We start from the raw sequence: 17,432 nt of genomic DNA, 5'->3' as shown, positions 1-17,432 counted from the left end.
CGAAAGTACCCGCTGGCTATCGATGGGTGGATGTGCCGAGGGTGCGGGTGGTCGGCGATGCCGCGGTTCCTCAGCGCCGAAGAGTCAGTCCAGTATGGGCGAGAGGCGGCAGCCCACGCGTCGAACGGGCAGTTCGACGACGCGGAGTTCTGGCTCCGGCGAATCATCGGCTCATGGCCAGGCTGCGCGCCAGGCTACGCAGAGCTGGGTCAACTCTCGTCCGCGCGCGCCGAGGCGGCTACAGGTCCGGAAGCAAAGGAACGCCATCGGTCTGAGGCCGAAACCTGGTTTCGGCGCGCGGTGCTTGCCGACCCCGACCGCAAGCTCGCAGGAGTGCGCGTTCCTCTGGCGCGGACCCTCGCTCTCAACGGCAAGGAGCGCGACGCGTTCGAGGTGCTGGACGGGCTCCTGTGCGACGCGGCGCTTCCAGCGTCGGTCCGCACCGAAGCGGAGACGCTCGCGACCGATCTCCGCGACGGAAAGGCGCTCTTCTCCCGGGCTGCCGAGATGAGTCGATGCCTCGTGCTCGAACCGCCATCAAAACCCCTGACAACGGCGGATCGAGACGCTCTGGAGCGAGCCCGGGCGCTGCTCCGGCAGGCGGTCGAGCGAAAAAGCACGTTTCCGACGCTCTGGTTTCTCGGGAAGGTCGAGATGCGACTGGGCGATATGGACGCCACGCTTGCCGCCTTTCAGCGCGCGCACGCGATCGATCCCGAGCAGCCGGACGGATGTCGCGAGCTCGGCGCCGTCTACCTGGAGCTCGATCGCGCGCACGACGCCCTGCCGGTCGCCCGACGCGCGATCGAGCTCCGGCCCGATGATGCCGGACTGCACTGCAACCTCGCCCTGATCCTCCTGCTGACAGGAGACGTCGAGGGCGCGCTCGCCAAAGCGACCTCCGCACTGTCGCTCGATCCCACCGACGCCATCACGCGTGACCTGCTGAAGCTGATCGACGACGTCGTCACGGGTCGCCGCCAGCGACCGCGCTCCCTCGCAGAAGCAGAAGGCCGAAAGCGGTGAACAGCTCATCCGTGACGCGAAAGCCCGGCGGTGATCCAGCCGCGGAGAGCATGCGGGCGGGACCAGCCGGGGTTGACACCCGTCCTCCCCGGCGACACTCGATCTGACCTACGACAACAACCCGAGTACCGCCTCACACGACCGAACCGTCAGGGAGGAATCCAGAACGTGGGTAGCTGGAGCGTCGTGGGTGTTCTAGGATGTTCCGCGCCTCCGAGAGGTTCGCTCTATGTCCAAGCTTCGCCTTGTAGCGCACGTTGGTCCCCTGCGGGGTGAGCCTGGCACTTGCCACGCCATGGGCACGCTCGGAGGCGCAGGCCACCTCATGCCACCGGCTGAAGTCGTCTTGATGGAGGTCCTCGACGACGGACCAGCGCTCCTCTACCGCTTCACACGGGACGGCGTCTTCGCTGGCGACACATGGCACGAATGCCGGGAGAACGCTGAAGACCAGCTAGCGTTCGAGGTTGGCGATGCAGTCGGCGCCTGGACTGCTGTGCCTTTGGACGTGGAGGATGCCCAGGCCTATGCGGTCAACTGGGCACAGCGCACGCATCCAGAGCGCTGAACGTACACCTCTGACGCGGAGCGCTCGATCGAGGTCGTCGAGGTCCTGTTCGGGCGAACCAGCACGATGCCGCCGAACCGCCGGGCCGCAGTGAGCGTCCGCGCCGCCGTCTCCGGCGCTATCCTTCCCGCATGACGCCCCGACCCGTCTTCGTCGATCAGGCCCTGTCCGCCCGGCTCGAGGCCACCGAGGCCGCGAAAATCGAGGCGCTTGCGCGCGAGGTCGCCGCGCGGGTCCCGGCCCGGCGCGCCGCCGTCGCCTCCATCGCCGGCGGTCGCGCCGCGTTCGTCGCCCCGCACGCCCGGCTCTCGCGCGCGGTCGGCCTCGGGTTGAGCGGCCCGGTCGAGGCGCGCGACGTCGAGGCCCTCGAGGACTTCTTCGCCTCGCGAGGCACCGCGGCGCGCATCCTGGTCTCTCCCTTTGCCCACCCTTCGCTGCTCGCGCGGCTCGGGGAGCGCGGCTTCCGCCTGGACTCGCTCGACACCGTGCTCGTGCGCCACCTCGCCCCCGCCGTCGACGTCCACGCGCCTGAGCCGGCCGCGCACGGCGGCGTGGTCGTGCGGCGCGCCGAGCGCGAGGAGGCCTCGGCGTGGGTCGCGGCCTCGCTCTCCGCCTTCGCCGCACCGGGTGAGCCTCCGTCCGATCGGGCCGACATCTTCGAGGCGGGCTTCCACGTGCCGGGGGCGGCGTACTTCCTGGCATCGTCAGCCGCCGGCGCCGTCGCCGGCGTCGGCGCGGTCTACGTGCACGAGCGAGTCGCCCTCCTGTTCGCGGGCGGCACGCTCGCGGCCCACCGCGGCCGGGGCGTGCAGCGCGCCCTCATCGACGCCCGCCTCCCGTACGCCCGCGACGCGGGGTGCGACCTCGCCTACTCGGTGGCCGAGGCAGGGAGCACCTCGCAGCGTAACCTGGAGCGCGCGGGCCTCGTGGCCATCTACTCGCAGGCGACGCTCATCAAGTCCTTCGCCTGAGCGCCGTCTTCGGGGGTAGCCTCCCGTCAGATCCTACCGATCGCGAAGAGTGGACCGCATGCCGAAGCTTCACGAGATCCGAGCGGACTACGACGCGGAAACCATCGTCATGTACCAGGCCTACGCGCCGGCCATCGCCGAGCCGGTGCTCGCTGCCCAGCGCTTCGTCGCCCCGTTCTCGTTCGGTCGCATGACATGGATCAAGCCGTCGTTTCTCTGGCTCATGCACCGCAGCAACTGGGGGCGCAAGGCCGGGCAGGAGCGGATCCTCGCCGTCCGCATCCGGCGGACAGGCTGGGAGCAGGCGCTCTCCCTCGCCGTCCTCACCTCGCCGGAAGCGACGGTGTTTCGCTCGCCGGACGAGTGGAGCAAGGCGTTTGCCGAAGCCAAGGTCCACATTCAATGGGATACCGAGCGGAACCTGCGAGGCGGCCCGCTGCCTTGCTACAGCATCCAGGTCGGCGTCGGCCGCGATCTCATTCGCGAGTACGCAGAGCGCTGGGTCGTCGCCATCGAGGATCGAACTCCCCTGGTCCGGAAGATGTACCAGCAGATTCAGGCCGGCCACGCGGACAGCGCGGCGAAGTCGCTGCCGCGTGAGAGGCCCTACGCCGTTGACGAGAGGATTGCCAGGCGGCTGCTCATCGACCCATGACGACACACGCCGCCGAGCAAGGCAACGCAGCCGACGCGTGCTATGCCAAGCGAACCAGGCCTGCGCACGCGCCATGGATGAACTGGATCATCGAGCGAACGGGAGAGCCGGATGGATTGGCGAGCGGAGCACCAGATCTTGATCGACGCGGGTGTCACGATTGCCCCCGGTCTGACGGAACCCGAGATCGACCGAGCCGAGTCCGTCATCGGCGCCAGGTTTCCGCCTGATCTGTGCTCCTTTCTCTCGGAAGGGCTCCCGGTGGGCGAGCGCTTTCCCGACTGGCGGGAGCCAGACTCGACGGAGGTTCGTCGGCGGCTCGACTGGCCCTTCGAAGGCATCGCGTTCGACATCGAGCACAACGTGTTCTGGTTGGATGCGTGGGGCGCTCGTCCTTCAGAGCTACCAGAAGCGTTACAGATCGCTAGGACCGCGGTCGCAGAGGCGCCCCGCCTGATTCCAGTCGCGGGCCACCGCTACATTCCAGCGGAGCCGGCGCTCGCCGGAAACCCCGTCTTCTCGGTCTACCAGACCGACATCATTTACTACGGCGACGATCTCGCGACCTACCTGCGCCGCGAGTTTCGCCGACCGCCTCGCGTCGACGCCGTCAGCGGAGGAGCGCGCAGGATCCGGTTCTGGAGCGAGCTCGTCGATGCCAACGGATAGCGGGCCGCCAACGCCGGACGGCGTGACGTTCCAGCAGCGGGATGTACTGGCTGCTCATCCACGAACACGGGTCCCTCGGGCAAGCGAGCCCTGGACCTTCCGGACACCGAGAAACATGCTCGCATTTCTTCATACAGCCCACGTCCACGTCAAGACGTTCAGCCGTCTTGTCCAGGACGTAGACCACGCGATTCCGGTCCGGCATGAGGTTCAGGAGAGCCTCCTTGCGGATGCGCTTGCGGCCGGTGGGATCACGGACGGCATCCGCTCGGCCACTGCCACGGTCGTTCAGGCGCTCGCGAACGAGGGCGCGAGGGTCATCGTGTGCACCTGCTCGACCCTCGGCGGCGTCGCGGAGGCGGTCGCCGTCTCGGACTGTCTCGTGATGCGGATCGATCGCCCGATGGCCGAGCAAGCCGTCGCGAGCGGCCGCCGGATCCTCGTCGTGGCCGCGCTCCAGAGCACCTTTCAGCCCACCGGGGCGCTGCTGCGTCAGATAGCCTCCGACGCGGGTCGCTCGATCGATGTCGTCGAGGTCCTGTGCGGGCGAGCATGGCGGCTCTTCGAGAGGGGTGACTCTCCTGGCTATGCCGGCGAGATCGCCAGGACGATCGAGGCGACGGCGCTCCCGGGCGATCTCGTGCTTCTGGCCCAGGCGTCGATGGCCCCCGCGGCCGAGCTGGTCCGCCACCTCGGGATCCCCGTTCTGAGCAGCTCGAGATCAGGCGTGGAGGCTGCCGTGTCGAGGTATCGTTCGAGAACGCAACTCGATGCCACCCAGCTCCGCGGAGAGCCATGAGCGACATCTCCGTGAAGGTCTTCCAGGCCGTCGTCGCGGGCGCGGCGGCCGACGGCGTGGCGCCCGCGGAGCTGCTCGCCGCCGCCGGGGTCGATCCGGGGGACCTCGCCGATCCGGACATGCGCTTTCCGCGGGCAATCGAGGCCCGGCTCTGGAGCGAAGCCGCCCGGCTCGTCCGCGACGACGGCTTCGGCCTGCGCCTCGCGCAGAGGCTGCCGGTGGGCAGCCTCGGAGCGCTCGGGTTCGCGGTGCGGAGCAGCGCCACCCTCGGGGAAGCCTACGCGCGCGTGGCTCGCTACCTCCGCGTCGTGGCCATCGGCCCCTCCCTCGAGATCCAGATCGACGGCGATGTCGCCCGCCTCCGCCACGAGCCGCCCCGGAGCAGCCCGGCGCCCTCACGCCACGCCGTCGAGTTCTTCCTTGGCAACCTCGTCGTCCTCGCGAGGCGGGGCGCGGACCCGGCGTTCACCCCGCGCGCGGCGCGGTTTCGCCACGCCGCGCCCGCGCGCGTCGACGAGCACCGCCGCCTCTTCGGCGCCGGCCTGCGCTTCGGGGAGGCCCACGACGAGCTGGTGATCGAGCGCGCTTTCCTCGCGAGGCCCCAGGCGCACGCCGAGCCCCTGCTCTGCGAGGTGCTCGACCAGCACCTCGCCTCGCTCGCCGCCGCGCTGCCGGCCGAGGCGAGCTTCCTCGCGCGCGCGCGCGCCGCGATCGCGGCCGAGCTCGCCCACGGCGAGCCGGCGCTGCCGGCGATCGCGGCGCGACTGCGCATGAGCCCGCGCAGCCTCCAGCGGCGGCTCAAGGAGGAGGGCACATCGCTCTCGTCCGTGCTCGATCGGCTGCGCGCCGATCTCGCCGCGCGCTACCTGAGCGAGTCGCGCGACGCGATCTCGGAGATCGCGTTCCTGCTCGGGTTCTCCGAGGTGAGCACGTTCCACCGCGCCTTCAAGCGCTGGACCGGCGTGACGCCGGCCGCCTACCGCCGCGGCGCGGGGCGCCCGCCGCGAGAGCTCCCCCGCGCGGCGACGCGTCACCCGTCGAACAGCACATCGTAAACGTACGGCAGCGCGTCGTGCGCGGTGAGATCGTCGAGCGTGTACGTCGTTCCGCCGCCGTACCAGGCGCCCTCGCTCGCGGTGAGCGGGTTGAAGCTCCGGTCGTCGCCCTGGAGCGGCGGCGCGTCCGCGTGCGTCTTCTCCCATGTGTACCAATAACGATCGAGCTCGCCGTGGAGCATCCAGAACACGGGATCGACCGTCAGCTCGTTGAAATACGTCACGGTGCCGCGCACGTCCGCGTTCGCAGGATCGAGCCCGCCCGCCCACAGGTGCATCCGGACGTGGGGCATGAAGTTGAAGAGGCCATAGACATCCTTGACGGCGCCGACGAGCTCGGTGTCGGGCGCCGCCTTCTGCGCCTCGACGGCTCCGATCCAGCCGATCTCGAAGAGGGCGTTGGTCGTCTCCGCGCCCTGCTGCGAGCTGCTCGGAGATCCGCCGAAGGCATCGACGAGCGTCTGTACGGCCGCGCTGTCCGGCAGCTTCGCCTCCAGCACCTCCAGCGCCGACAGCGCCTTTGGATAGTTCTCGATGCGGAGCTCGGGGGTGACGTCGAGCGCATCGTAGAAATCGGCGAACGTGCGTTCGGCAAGGATGCGCCCGACGTGATCGGGCGCCTGCAGCGTATCGAAGACCAGGTTCTTGCCCGGCCAGCGCCCGAAGACGATGTCGTAGCGCTCGCCCACCGCCTTGCCGTACCCGGCGTGCCCCTTGGGCAGGCCGGGCGGCACGACGGCCGTCCCGCCCTTGGGCTCGAAGCCGTGGACCCAGTGCGGCAGGTCCTGATCGTGCGCCGCGTCCCAGTACGGAATGAACAGGAGATCGGCTTCGCTCGGGTCGACGCCCTCTTCCTGGTCTCGCTGGCGGAGGGCAGCGCGGAGCATCTGCTCCGCCTCGAGGAGGAAGGCGCGGTGCCAGGGCAGGAGCCGGTGTCCCGACGTTTCGTCCATGACCAGGACGGTCATCGGCGAGGTGGCCTGGAGGTCGGCGCCGTGGTGGCGATGCCGGTGGTGATCGTAGTGCTCGTCGTTGAAGACGTCGAAGAAGCCGTTCGCGACGGCGTACTCGTAGGCTCGCTTGAACCTGTCGATCTCTTCGCCGGTCATCGCCGACGCGCTCCTGCGGACGATCCGCTGGGCTTCCGGGCTCGCGTCGCCGGCGTCCACCGGGGTGTCGGCGCCGCAGCCGAGCGAGAGCCCGAGCCACGCCGCCGACGCCGCCGCGATGATCCCACGCACGAACGCTCGTCGATGCAACTCACGTGTCATGTCCTGCCTCCTTCGGACGGGAGCTCCGTCGTTCATGAGGCTTTTATAAAGACGCGAGCGCGCCCTCACATTGGCCGAGCGCGACGAAAGCGTTGACCTACCGCGCCAGCGGGCGGTCACGTCGCCGCGTGGGCGCGTCGTGCTCTCTCGAACGAGCAAATCGAATGGATAGATGGTCGCCGACGGCCAGCACGCCGAGAGAGATCTCGGCCAGGAGGCGCGGGCCCTACTCGGGATCGTCGAAGTCGGCGATCTTCGCCATGTCCCGCCGCAGCTGGAGATCACGCTCCACGAGGAGCTGGTCGAGCTCCTCTTCGGAAGCGTACGCCAGCCGTCGATGGCGCTCCGCGACCCGGCTGTCGATCGCCCGGATCATCCGCACCGCGAGCCACGCAGCAGCGATCGACGCCGCGTCGGACGCAATGAACGCAACCCGGGACCGGATGAACTCCGCCACGGTCAGATCCGGCATGGTAGAGGCCAGCCACCCGAGGCCGCGGCTCGCGACATAACACCCCCACCACGCGCCGAGCGCGGCATGGTGCACCGCGCCCGCCCGCGGGGCGTGCGCCATCTCGACGCGCCGGTAACCACCCCCGCCGTCGAGGAGAGGGCGCGGCGCAGGCTCGGGCACGCCCTCCGGGGCAAAGCCGTCATGGAGATCGCGCAACACCCTGTACGGCTGCACCAGGTTCACGACGGGAATGAAGAATCCCAGGACCGCCTCGGACGGCGTCCAGGAAAACCCCCGCACGGGATCGAGCTCACCCGCCAGCGCGACCGCCCGGGCGAGCCAGCGCAGGAACACAACGCCAGCAACGAGCCCGAGCCCCAGCTCGAGCAACCCCCCGACCTCACGGAGCGTGTTGGCAAGCCGCCACGTCGATGCCGAGACGTCCGTCGAGCCGAGCAACACAATGTGCCAGGCGCCGGTCAGCGCCGTGAACGCCGCCACCGCCCCCATCGCGATCAGCCCGGCAATCGCCACGCGAGCGCGCCGGCGCACGACGCGGACGTCGCGGCTCCACCCCTCCCGAGCTTCGGCCCAACCGCTCACGACGAGCGAGGCTATCAGCGCAACACGCCGCATCGCAAGCGACGTGGCCGAGGAGCACACGTGGCAATCGTGCGCTTCGAGGCGCCCGCTCCGCCCCCGACAGCGCGATCGCAGGGCGGCAATCCGTCAGCTCGCCATCGCCGGCTCCCCTCGCCGCGCGCATTCGTCGAGCCCCGCCAGCGCGCGCCGGAAGCTCTGGATCGTCGCATAGAGCCCCTTCCGGAGCGGCACCCGCGGCTCGAACCCCAGCGCCCGCCGCGCCAGATCGATCGCCGGGCGCCGCCGCATCGGATCGCCCTCCGGCAGCGGGCGGTACGCGATCCGGCTCGCGCTCCCCGTGAGCCGCGCGATCTCCTGCGCCAGCTCGAGCACCGTCACCTCCACCGGATTCCCCAGGTTGACGGGCCCCACCTCCGACGGGTGCTCCATCAGCCGCAAACACCCCTCCACCAGGTCGTCGACGTGACAGAAGCTCCGCGCCTGCGACCCATTCCCGTAGACCGTCAGCTCCTCTCCCCGGAGCGCCTGGGCGATGAAATTGCTCACCACGCGCCCGTCGTCGATCGCCATCCGCGGCCCGTACGTGTTGAAGATCCGCGCGATCCGAACCGACGCCCGCCCCTGGCGGTGAAAGGCCATCACCAGCGACTCTGCGCAGCGCTTGCCCTCGTCGTAACAGGCGCGCACCCCGACCGGGTCCACCCGCCCGAGGTAGCTCTCCGGCTGCGGGTCGACGTCGGGATCGCCATACACGTCGCTCGACGACGCCAGCAAGAGCCGCGCGCCGTGCCGCTCGGCGCACAGGAGCGCGTGCAGCGTGCCCATCACGTTCGTGATCGTGGAGCGCACCGGATCGCCCCGCCAGCGCGCAGGGCTCGCCGGCGACGCCAGGTGGTAGACCCTGTCGACCTCGTAATCGAACGGCAGGGCCACGTCGTGCTCGACCAGCCAGAACCGGCTGCTGCGCATCAAGTGAGCCACGTTGGCCGGCGAGCCCGTCGAGAAATCGTCGAGCGCAATGACCTCGTGGCCGTCCGCGAGGAGCCGCTCGCACAGGTGCGAGCCGATGAAGCCGGCGCCCCCCGCCACCAGGACGCGCATTCCGCTCCCCACCGTCCTCCCGTTCGCGTCACCCATCGGAACACCTCCGTCGTCGCAACACCGCGCCTCGTGAACCGCCGAGACCCCCCCGCGCCGCGCAGCACCTCACGCGAGCGGGCTCCGGTAGCGGCCCGGGTCGCGGCGGCGAACGCCGGACGCAGGGCCGCTCCGCTCCACGTCGTCCTCCGCCGCCTCGCCGAGCCGGTAGCACGGCCGCAAGAGCAGCTCGTCGATCAGGTCGAGGAGCGTGTCCACGCGGTGCGCGCACGTGTGGCGCGCGAGCACCGTCCGGCGCCCGTGCTCGGCGACGCCGCGCGCGAACTCCGGGTCCGCAAGCAGCGCGCGGAGGTGCTCCGTCATCTCCGCGCCCGTGCGCGCGACGAGGTAGTCCCGGCCAGGCGAGAAGAGGCGCTCGACGTCGGTCCACGGCGCGCTCACGAGCGGGATCCCGCACGCGAGCGCCTCGAACGGCCGGATCGTGGGGATGCCGGGGAGCCACGCGGCGTACGGCCGCCGCGGGACGTGCACCGTGATCCGGGCGCGCGCGTAGGCGTCCGGGACGCGGTGGTTGGGGAGCCAGCCGGCGTACTCGATGCCGGCGTCCGCGAGCGCCGAGAGCGCGCGATCGGGGTAACGCACGCCGTGGACCCGCGCGCGGAGCCCGAGCGCCCTCACGGGCTCGACGAGGAACTCGTGGAGCTCCGCCGTGCGCTCGCCGTCCCCCCAGTTGCCGATCCACACGAGATCACGCTCCTTCTCGACCTCGGGCAGCGGCCGGAACAGGCGCGCGTCCGCGGCCTCGTGCCACACCACCGCGCGCCGCGCGACGCCGCGGCTCAGGTAGAGATCGCAAACGCTCTTTCCAAAGCCGAGCACGCAGTCGTACCCCGAGAGATCGCGCCGCACGATCGCGGCCGGATCGGTGATGAGCCCGTGGTGCGTGTCGTGGAAGAAGAGGCGATAACGATCCGCGCGCGCGCGGTGCTCGCCGAGCCGCCGCACGAGCTCCGGGTCGCTCCGCTCGTGGACGAGCACGACGTCGACCCCCGCGAGCGCGGCGTCGAGGTCCAGCGTGGAGAGCGCGTAACGGCGCGGGCGGAGGCGCGGATAGACGGCGGCGGCCTCGCGCAGCGCGTCCGGGCCGTACGCGGCGACGAGGCCCAGGGCGCTCCAGGCGTCCTCGGGCTCGAAGGCGAGGACGTCATGGCCGCGCGCGTCGAGCTCGGCCGCGATCCCGCGGAGGAAGTGCGCGTCCGCGTGATCCCAGTCGGAGAGCAAGGAGTGGCAGAAGAGGGCTATTCGCATGGTGTCCCGCAGGGTGAAGGCGACGAAGGAGGGCAGACCCGCCGGGGGGCCGGCGGGCGGGCGGCGAGCGCGAGGGCGTAGACGTCGAGGTAGCGGCGGGCCATGGCGCGCGGGCTGAAGCGCACCGCGCGCCGGCGGGCGAGCGCGCCGAGCGCCTCGCGGCGCGCGACGTCCCGGATGAGGTGGTCGAGCGCGGCGTGGAGCGCGCGCGGATCGTCCGCGGGGACGTAGAGGGCGGCGTCGCGCCAGACCTCGCGCAGGCTCGGCAGATCGCCGAGCACGAGCGCGCAGCCGGAGAGGGCGGCCTCCAGGGTGGCCATGCCGAACGGCGCGTACCGCGCCGGGGAGGCGTAGATCGCGGCGCGCGACATCCACCACGTGAGCTCCGGCTCGTCCACCCACCCGAGGGAGCAGAGGCTCTCCCCGGCGCGGCGGCCGACGCCGCCCGCCGCGACGTCGCTCCCGGCCACGAGCACGGGCCACGCGAGGTGGGGCGCGACCTTCTCGAGCGCCGCGAGGTTCTTGGCCTCGTCCCAGAGCCGGCCGGCCGCGAAGACGAACGGCTCCTTCGGCGCCGGCGCGAACCGCCTGCGGTCGCGCGCGTGCGGGATGACATGGCCGCGGCCGAGGCCGAGCGCGCCATACTCGCCCGCGAGGGCGCTCAGCATCGCCGCGCTCGGCGCGACCACAGCGTCCGCGGCCCGGAGCCCCTCGGCGACCCGCGCGCGGTAGCGCTCGTAGCGGACCGGCGCCGGCCGGCGGTGCACCGCGCGCCACCACGACAGCACGCAGGCGTGCGCCACGACGACGCGGGGCGCCCGGAACGGCAGGGCCGCGTGGCAGTAGCCGTTCAGGTGGACGAGGTCCGGCCGCGCCCGCTCCTCGAGGTCGAGCAGCCAGTCGCCGGCGGCCGCGACGTCGTCCCACGGGTCATCCATCCATTCGAGCCGGTAGGCGCTCTCGACGAGCTCGAGGCCCGGCACCGCGGCGGCCGCCGCGCGCGCCGCGGGCGACAGGGGCCCGCCCATGATCGCGAGCACCGTGGCCACGCCGGCGCGGGAGAGCGCGCCTGCGAGCTCGAGCGCGACCGTCCACACGCCGCCCTGCGTGTCGGCCGTCATCAGCACCCGGCCGGGCCGCGGCGCCGCGGCGCCCGGGGATCCGCGGTCAACGCGCGCCATGCTCGAGCTCCGTGAGCGGCAGCGGCCGGCTGTCTGGCAGGTCCCCGAACGTCCGGTGCTCGGCGATATAGTGGGCGTGCGCCCGCTCCCAGGCGCCGTCGTCCGGCGCCCCCCATCGCCGGGTGTACGCGGGCGAGCCAGGGTACGGGAACGCCGGGACAGGCTCGTTGGCCCACACGCCGAGCCCGAGGAGGCGCTGCCGCCACGACGCCGCCTCGGCCGGATCGCCGGGGCCCGCGTCGCTCAGGTTGGCCTGCACGAAGGGCACGCTGCGCCGGGCGTGGACGAGCAGCGCGGTGAGCTCCTCGGCCGACGCGCTGCACCGCCTGGCGAGCGCGTCCATCCCCTCGATCGACGGGCGCTCGACGCTGGCCTCGATCGAGACGCAGCCAGCGCGGCCGAGGAGATCGAGCATCTCGCGCGACCAGCTGTCGATCCTGAGCTGGACGCCGAACACCACGTCCCGCGCCCAGAGCTCCTCGAGCAGGGCCCGGTCGGGCAGGAAGCGCTCGTCGATGAAATAGACGTGGCGCACGCCCTCGGCGAGGAGCGCGTCGAGCTCCTCGAGCACCGTCGCGAGCGGGCGCTTCCGGAGCCTGTCGCGCGCGCCGTCCCTGGCGCAGGAGGCGCAGCGGCAGGGGCTGCCGCGCGAGGTCTCCATCTCGGCGCTCGGCCCCTCGGGCACGGCGTCGAAGCGGTGGTGGTGGTGGACGTGCCGCGCGATCGTCGCGCCGTCCCACCGCAGGGCCGGCAGCGTCCTCAGGCAGGCGGCGTAAGGGCCTCCTTGCACGTGGTCGATGCCGTTCCTGCGGTAGGCGATCGAGGGGATCTGCCAGAAGCGCGACTCGGTCGCGCCGGCGAGCATGACGAGGATCTCCTCGCACTCGCCGAGGACGACGACGTCCACGCCGAGCTTGCGGAGCGCCGCGCGCGGGGTCGCGGAGCCGTGGGGCCCGACGGCGACGAGGAGGCCGCCGTGGCCCCGCAGCGCGGCGACCGCCGCCATGGGCACGCGCAGCTCGGGCGGGGGGCTGCGCCAGGAGAGGTAGCTCGGCGCCGTGGCGATCACCGTCATGGCCGGGCGGAGCGCCGCGACCTCGTCGCGCAGCGCGATGAGGTCGATCCCGCGCGCCTGGGCGTCGATGAGGGCGGCCTCGTGGCCCGCGCGCTCGAGCAGCGCCCTGGCGTACCCGAGCTCGATCGGCAGGTGCGGCTCGCGGCAGCCGAGGTAGACGCTGCCGTGGAAGGTCCAGGGCGGGTTGACGAGCGCGACCTTCACGAGGCGGCCTCCAGCCGGTCCATCCGGACAGACGAGGGGATGTCGGCGTAGACGGCCCCGAGTCGCGCCTCGACGCCGAGGCGCCATTGATAGAGCGCGCGCAGCCCGTCGCGCAGGGCGACCCGCGGCGCCCAGCCGGTGAGCGCCTGGAAGGCGCGGCAGTCGGAGACGTAGTACCGCGGATCGCCCCGCCTCCACGCGGCGAGCGAGACGACCGGGCGGCGCCCGTCGAGCTCCTCGAGCAGATCGAGCAGCTCGACGAGGCTCACCGCCGTGTCCGGGCCGCCCCCGATGTTGAAGGCGCGGCCCGAGGCGGGCTTGAGCGCGCGCCGCGCGCGCAGGAGGGCGTCGACGAGGTCCTCGATGAACAGCGCGTCGCGGACCTGCAGCCCGTCGCCGTAGAGGGTGATCGGGTCGCGGCGGATGGCGCGCGCGACGAAGTGGGCGATCCACCCCTGGTCCTCGTTGCCGAACTGCGGGGGGCCGTAGACGCAGCTCACCCGGAGCACCACGGCGTGGAGGCCGAAGGTGCGGGCGTAATCGAGGACGTACTGGTCGGCGGCGCCCCGCGAGCACCCGTAGGGGCCCCGGAGATCGAGCGGCTGACTCTCGGAGATGCCGTGCTCGCGCGCGCTCTCGCACAGGGGTCGATACCGCTCCTCGCCGCGCTCGATCGGCAGATCGGGCAGCGCGCCATAGACCTTGCTGGTGGAGGCGAAGAGGAGCGGCGGAGGGCGGTCGAGCCGCCGGAGCGCCTCGAGCACGTTCAGCGTGCCGCGCGCGTTCACCTCGAAGTCGAGCGCCGGGTCGGCGACGCTCCTCGCGATGGCGACCTGCGCGGCGAGGTGGAAGACGAACGAGGCGCGCCGCACGGCGTCGCTCACGGCCTGCTCGTCCCGGACGTCGCACACCCGGACCTCCACGCCAGCGCCGTGACGCCCCTTGAGGCGCTCGACGTTGCGCTCGACGAACCCGCGCGAGAGGTTGTCGAGGACGAGGACCGGCTCCCCCTTTCGGAGCAGCTCGTCGGCCAGGTGAGAGCCGATGAACCCGGCTCCCCCCGTGATCAGGACATGGTCAGGCATAGGATGCTCCGTTCCGGTCTGGACGAGCGGCGGGCGAGCGGGTGATGAGAGAGAGCGCCTCGCGAGCGGACGGCGCACGACGGCGCAGCGCGGCAGGCAGACCGAACGCCCGCCCGCCGCGCGATGTCCCCCCCGGCTCCGCGCCTCGCTGCGCGGGAGTCCCTGAGGAGACACCGATTAACATGCGATCTGGAGAGCCGCAATCGATCGAAGGAGCTTTGTTTGACGATCGGTATCGCGCCTTCCGCGCCTCCTGGAGAGGGTACGGCGCCGCCGGATGGCAGCGGAGACTCGATGTGTCGCAAAGGGGGTTTGTGGCGAGGAGCGCCGCTCGGACAGGCGATGAGAGCGGTCGGGGACGGGGGTGAGAAGGGAGGGGCGCGCTCGGCGCGGGGCGGAAATGGAGGGGGGAGAGGGAGGTCTGAAGCTTCTCCTCGAATTCTTCGGAGAAATTCACAGGGAGGCGTGGAGACGGGGAGGAAAATCCCACCAATCTCCCCGCCTCCCCGCCTCCCTGTTCAATCTCCCGCTAAAATGAGGGGATCTGCCAGGCGGGAGATGCGAGGCGGCGCGACGATGGCGCGCGGGAGGGGCTCGGCTTGCAGGGAGGAGGGCAGCGCGGGAGCGCGCCCTCGGGAGGCTCAGCTCGCGGTCGGCTGGCCCGTCAGACGCAGGTAGATGAACGCAAGCCCGATGGCGGCGACCGGCGCGGCCACGAGCGTGCCGAGGCAGCAGGCGAGCACGCCCGCCAGCACGAGCGCGCAGGCGAGCAGGGCATAGACGAGGAGGCCCCCCTTGTGGCCGGTCGTGATTCGCCAGCTCTCCTTCATGGCGTCGATGGCGCCCAGGTTCTTATCGACGATGCACAGCGTCGTCATGCTCAGGCCGAGCGCGACGATGACGCCGGGGACGATCAAGAGGAGCATGCCGGCGCCGACAGCGAGACCGGTCAGGAGCTGGGCGCCCAGGATGGACAGGAACCACCGCCCGCCGCCAAGGACGTCGCTGAAGGAGTACGGCTCGCCGCGCGCGACCTTCAGGAGGAGGTTGTTCATGCCTCCGGCGAAGTAGGCGCCGACCACGAGCGCGACGGCCTGCATCAGCAACTGGATGGCCGCCCCCGCGGAGGGCGCGTCCTTCGCGAGCGCCGCCTGGATGCCTCCGCCGATGCCGTTGGGGACGCTCGACGCAAGCCCGACGACGACCATGGCGCCGATGAGGACAGCCGGGTCGCGCTTCAGGCGCTCCCAGCCGAAGGACGCCGCATCTCCCGCTCCCCACGGCGCCGCGACGCCCGTGCCCGGGGGTGAGCCATAGCCCGCGCCGCCGCCCGGGGGCTGGTAGGGGTTGGCCCCACCCCAGCCGGCGCCGCCACCCGGAGGCGGGCCGTAGCCGCCGCCACCGCCCGGAGGCTGGCCCCAGCCGCCGCCTCCTCCCGGGGGCGGGCCGTAGCCGCCGCCGCCCGGAGGCTGCCCCGGAGGCTGGCCCCAGCCGCCACCGCCCGGCGGCTGCCCCGGCGGCTGGCCATAGCCGCCGCCCGGCGGCTGCCCCGGCGGCTGGCCGTAGCCGCCGCCCGGCGGCTGCCCCGGCGGCTGGCCATAGCTGCCGCCCGGAGGCTGCCCCGGCGGCTGACCGTAGCTGCCGCCCGGAGGCTGCCCCGGCGGCTGACCGTAGCTGCCGCCCGGAGGCTGCCCCGGCGGCTGACCGTAGCTGCCGCCCGGCGGCTGACCGTAACCGCCGCCCGGAGGCTGCCCGTAACCACCGCCCGGCGGCTGTCCCGGAGGCTGGCCGTAACCACCACCCGGCGGCTGTCCCGGAGGCTGGCCGTAACCACCACCCGGCGGTTGACCAGGGCCAGCGCCCCCGGGTGGCTGTCCGTAACCACCGCCCGGCGGCGGGCCGTAGCCACCCCCCGGCGGTTGCCCGTAACCACCACCGCCCTGACCGCCCCCTGATCCCCCGCCCCAGCCACCTTGGCTCATCTTGTCTCCACTGGGTGTGAATACCGACTACCCCCAACCAACTACCCCCCACTATACGTGGAGGGCGCCGGCACGGAACAACTAACTTCCGGCGCGCGGCGCCCCCGTGCGCGCTCGCACCGCGCCGCCGCGCGCCGCGCGCCGCGCAGAGGAGCGACGGCCGAACGCCGCGCGCGCTCCGCGATTGCGGACAGCGCAGCAATCGCGGAGCCCGCGCCGAATGCGGCGATCAACAGCGATTGAGCGCTCGACGTCCATTGCCGGACGCGGGCGCGAAACACGCGCAGATCACCTCGGCGGCGGGCCGCTCAGGCACAGGCCGGCGATGCTGCTCGTGAACGACGTCCCCTCCTCGCGCCGGACCTCGACGGAGTTGCCCGTGAGCGGCGACGAGAACACCCCCTGAACGACGCCTTCCCCCTGCTTCGCCGTCACGGAGCGGCCGACGAGGGACCCGGGCGACACGGCCTCGATCGGCGCTCCCGGCGCGATCGCCTGCTCCTCGGGCAGCTCCGCGCGCCGGAACCCGCCGAACCGCACCGCCGTGCCGCCGCCCTTTCCCGGCATGATCTTTCCGATGCACTGCCCGAGCGGCGTGCCGACGACCGCGTACGTCACGGCGGCGTCCACCGGCGACCGCCTCGATTCGCCCACCAGGGTGACGGCGACGGCGAGGACGAACGAGGCGACCGGGACCGCGAGCGCGGTCGCCACGACGACCGCGGCGGCGCCGGACGTCGCCCGGCCGAACGAGGCGAGCTCGGCGCTCACGGCCTGCTCGAACGACCGCAGGATCACGACCTGGCGCGCGCGCACCCGCTCGAGGACGGCCGCGGCGACCAGGTTGTCGGCGGCGCAGAAGCCGCACCGCGCGATCGCGCCGTCACCCGCGCCGAGCGGCGCGCCGCACACGTGGCACGCCGCCGGCTCGCCCGGGGCCGCCGGGGGGCGCGCGGCGCACGCCTCCTCGAGCCGCCGCTGCCTGCTGCGCATGACCGCGAGCACGGCCGCGCCGGTCCCGACGGTGCCGAGCCACGCCGCCACCGTCATGCCGCCGGTGATGACGTTCCCCTCGGTGTCGGGGCTGACCCAGACCCCCAGCACGATGAGCGCGCCGAGCAGGGTGATCGGCACCGACGCGAGCGCGAACACGACAAGCAGCCGCGCGTGCCGCTGGGACGCCGTGACCAGCCTCCGCCGCAGCGCCTCCGAGAGCTGGCGGCGGCGCACGTCGGTCTGGAAGACCACGTGCGCCGCGGCGCGCAGGCCCTGCGCCGCCTCCCCGGGCAGCGGGCCGCGGTACTGGCACGCCGCGCAGGCCATGAGATCCGGGCTGGCGAGGGACACAGGCGCGGGTCGCCCGCAGCGCGGGCAATGCACGGCGAGCATGGACCGATTCTACGCCAGCCGCGTCTCGGCAGGTCAAGG

At 72.2% G+C, this 17,432-nt stretch carries 16 protein-coding genes; 7 read left to right on the top strand and 9 right to left on the bottom strand.

The window, feature by feature from the left end; translation table 11 throughout:
• Window positions 1-57: 57 nt before the first annotated feature.
• The 7 genes from WMF39_RS48390 (at window position 58) to WMF39_RS48360 (ending at window position 5,743) form a co-directional block, all read left to right on the top strand.
• Window positions 58-1,026, top strand: coding sequence for a tetratricopeptide repeat protein (locus tag WMF39_RS48390; RefSeq protein WP_437743207.1), 969 nt, complete (start codon window positions 58-60; stop codon window positions 1,024-1,026).
• Between the two features lie 295 nt (window positions 1,027-1,321).
• Window positions 1,322-1,594: a hypothetical protein gene (locus tag WMF39_RS48385; protein WP_437743206.1), complete on the top strand. Its 273-nt coding sequence runs from the start codon at window positions 1,322-1,324 to the stop codon at window positions 1,592-1,594.
• 131 nt (window positions 1,595-1,725) lie between these two features.
• Window positions 1,726-2,565: an N-acetyltransferase gene (locus WMF39_RS48380; protein ID WP_437743205.1), complete on the top strand. Its 840-nt coding sequence runs from the start codon at window positions 1,726-1,728 to the stop codon at window positions 2,563-2,565.
• A gap of 58 nt (window positions 2,566-2,623) precedes the next feature.
• The gene (locus tag WMF39_RS48375; RefSeq protein ID WP_437743204.1) at window positions 2,624-3,220 is read left to right on the top strand and encodes a DUF4291 domain-containing protein; all 597 of its coding nucleotides are present in this window, start codon (window positions 2,624-2,626) and stop codon (window positions 3,218-3,220) included.
• 138 nt (window positions 3,221-3,358) lie between these two features.
• Window positions 3,359-3,889: a hypothetical protein gene (locus WMF39_RS48370; RefSeq protein WP_437743203.1), complete on the top strand. Its 531-nt coding sequence runs from the start codon at window positions 3,359-3,361 to the stop codon at window positions 3,887-3,889.
• Window positions 3,890-4,004: 115 nt separating this feature from the next.
• Window positions 4,005-4,688: an aspartate/glutamate racemase family protein gene (locus tag WMF39_RS48365; RefSeq protein ID WP_437743202.1), complete on the top strand. Its 684-nt coding sequence runs from the start codon at window positions 4,005-4,007 to the stop codon at window positions 4,686-4,688.
• The gene (locus tag WMF39_RS48360) at window positions 4,685-5,743 is read left to right on the top strand and encodes an AraC family transcriptional regulator (RefSeq protein WP_437743201.1); all 1,059 of its coding nucleotides are present in this window, start codon (window positions 4,685-4,687) and stop codon (window positions 5,741-5,743) included. The genes WMF39_RS48365 and WMF39_RS48360 overlap by 4 nt, the downstream gene beginning before the upstream one ends.
• On the opposite strand, the gene WMF39_RS48355 is transcribed toward WMF39_RS48360, so the two are convergent.
• From WMF39_RS48355 to WMF39_RS48315, 9 genes are all read right to left on the bottom strand, one after another.
• Entirely contained in the window at window positions 5,719-7,014 is a 1,296-nt protein-coding gene (locus WMF39_RS48355; RefSeq protein WP_437743200.1) for a tyrosinase family protein, read from the bottom strand. The genes WMF39_RS48360 and WMF39_RS48355 overlap by 25 nt on opposite strands.
• A 226-nt stretch (window positions 7,015-7,240) precedes the next feature.
• Window positions 7,241-8,071, bottom strand: coding sequence for a DUF4328 domain-containing protein (locus WMF39_RS48350; protein ID WP_437743199.1), 831 nt, complete (start codon window positions 8,069-8,071; stop codon window positions 7,241-7,243).
• A gap of 126 nt (window positions 8,072-8,197) precedes the next feature.
• Window positions 8,198-9,208 carry a UDP-glucuronic acid decarboxylase family protein gene (locus WMF39_RS48345; RefSeq protein ID WP_437743198.1) on the bottom strand — a complete coding sequence of 337 codons (1,011 nt, stop codon included), beginning with the start codon at window positions 9,206-9,208 and terminating at the stop codon, window positions 8,198-8,200.
• Window positions 9,209-9,277: 69 nt separating this feature from the next.
• Window positions 9,278-10,477, bottom strand: coding sequence for a CgeB family protein (locus WMF39_RS48340; protein WP_437743197.1), 1,200 nt, complete (start codon window positions 10,475-10,477; stop codon window positions 9,278-9,280).
• The gene (locus tag WMF39_RS48335; RefSeq protein ID WP_437743196.1) at window positions 10,468-11,658 is read right to left on the bottom strand and encodes a glycosyltransferase family 4 protein; all 1,191 of its coding nucleotides are present in this window, start codon (window positions 11,656-11,658) and stop codon (window positions 10,468-10,470) included. The genes WMF39_RS48340 and WMF39_RS48335 overlap by 10 nt, the downstream gene beginning before the upstream one ends.
• The gene (locus WMF39_RS48330; protein WP_437743195.1) at window positions 11,645-12,937 is read right to left on the bottom strand and encodes a TIGR04295 family B12-binding domain-containing radical SAM protein; all 1,293 of its coding nucleotides are present in this window, start codon (window positions 12,935-12,937) and stop codon (window positions 11,645-11,647) included. Before WMF39_RS48330 ends, WMF39_RS48335 begins: the two co-directional genes overlap by 14 nt.
• Window positions 12,934-14,022, bottom strand: a complete 1,089-nt coding sequence (locus WMF39_RS48325) for an SDR family NAD(P)-dependent oxidoreductase (protein WP_437743194.1) — start codon at window positions 14,020-14,022, stop codon at window positions 12,934-12,936. Before WMF39_RS48325 ends, WMF39_RS48330 begins: the two co-directional genes overlap by 4 nt.
• Window positions 14,023-14,663: 641 nt before the next feature.
• Window positions 14,664-16,004, bottom strand: a complete 1,341-nt coding sequence (locus WMF39_RS48320) for a hypothetical protein (RefSeq protein ID WP_437743193.1) — start codon at window positions 16,002-16,004, stop codon at window positions 14,664-14,666.
• 288 nt (window positions 16,005-16,292) lie between these two features.
• The gene (locus WMF39_RS48315; protein ID WP_437743192.1) at window positions 16,293-17,393 is read right to left on the bottom strand and encodes a hypothetical protein; all 1,101 of its coding nucleotides are present in this window, start codon (window positions 17,391-17,393) and stop codon (window positions 16,293-16,295) included.
• Window positions 17,394-17,432 lie beyond the last annotated feature (39 nt).

Source organism: Sorangium sp. So ce1504 (assembly GCF_051521635.1).
Classification (GTDB): Bacteria; Myxococcota_A; Polyangia; order Polyangiales; family Polyangiaceae; genus Sorangium; species Sorangium cellulosum_B.
Note: the sequence above shows the minus strand (reverse complement) of the source record. Positions and strands in the feature narration are given on the sequence as shown.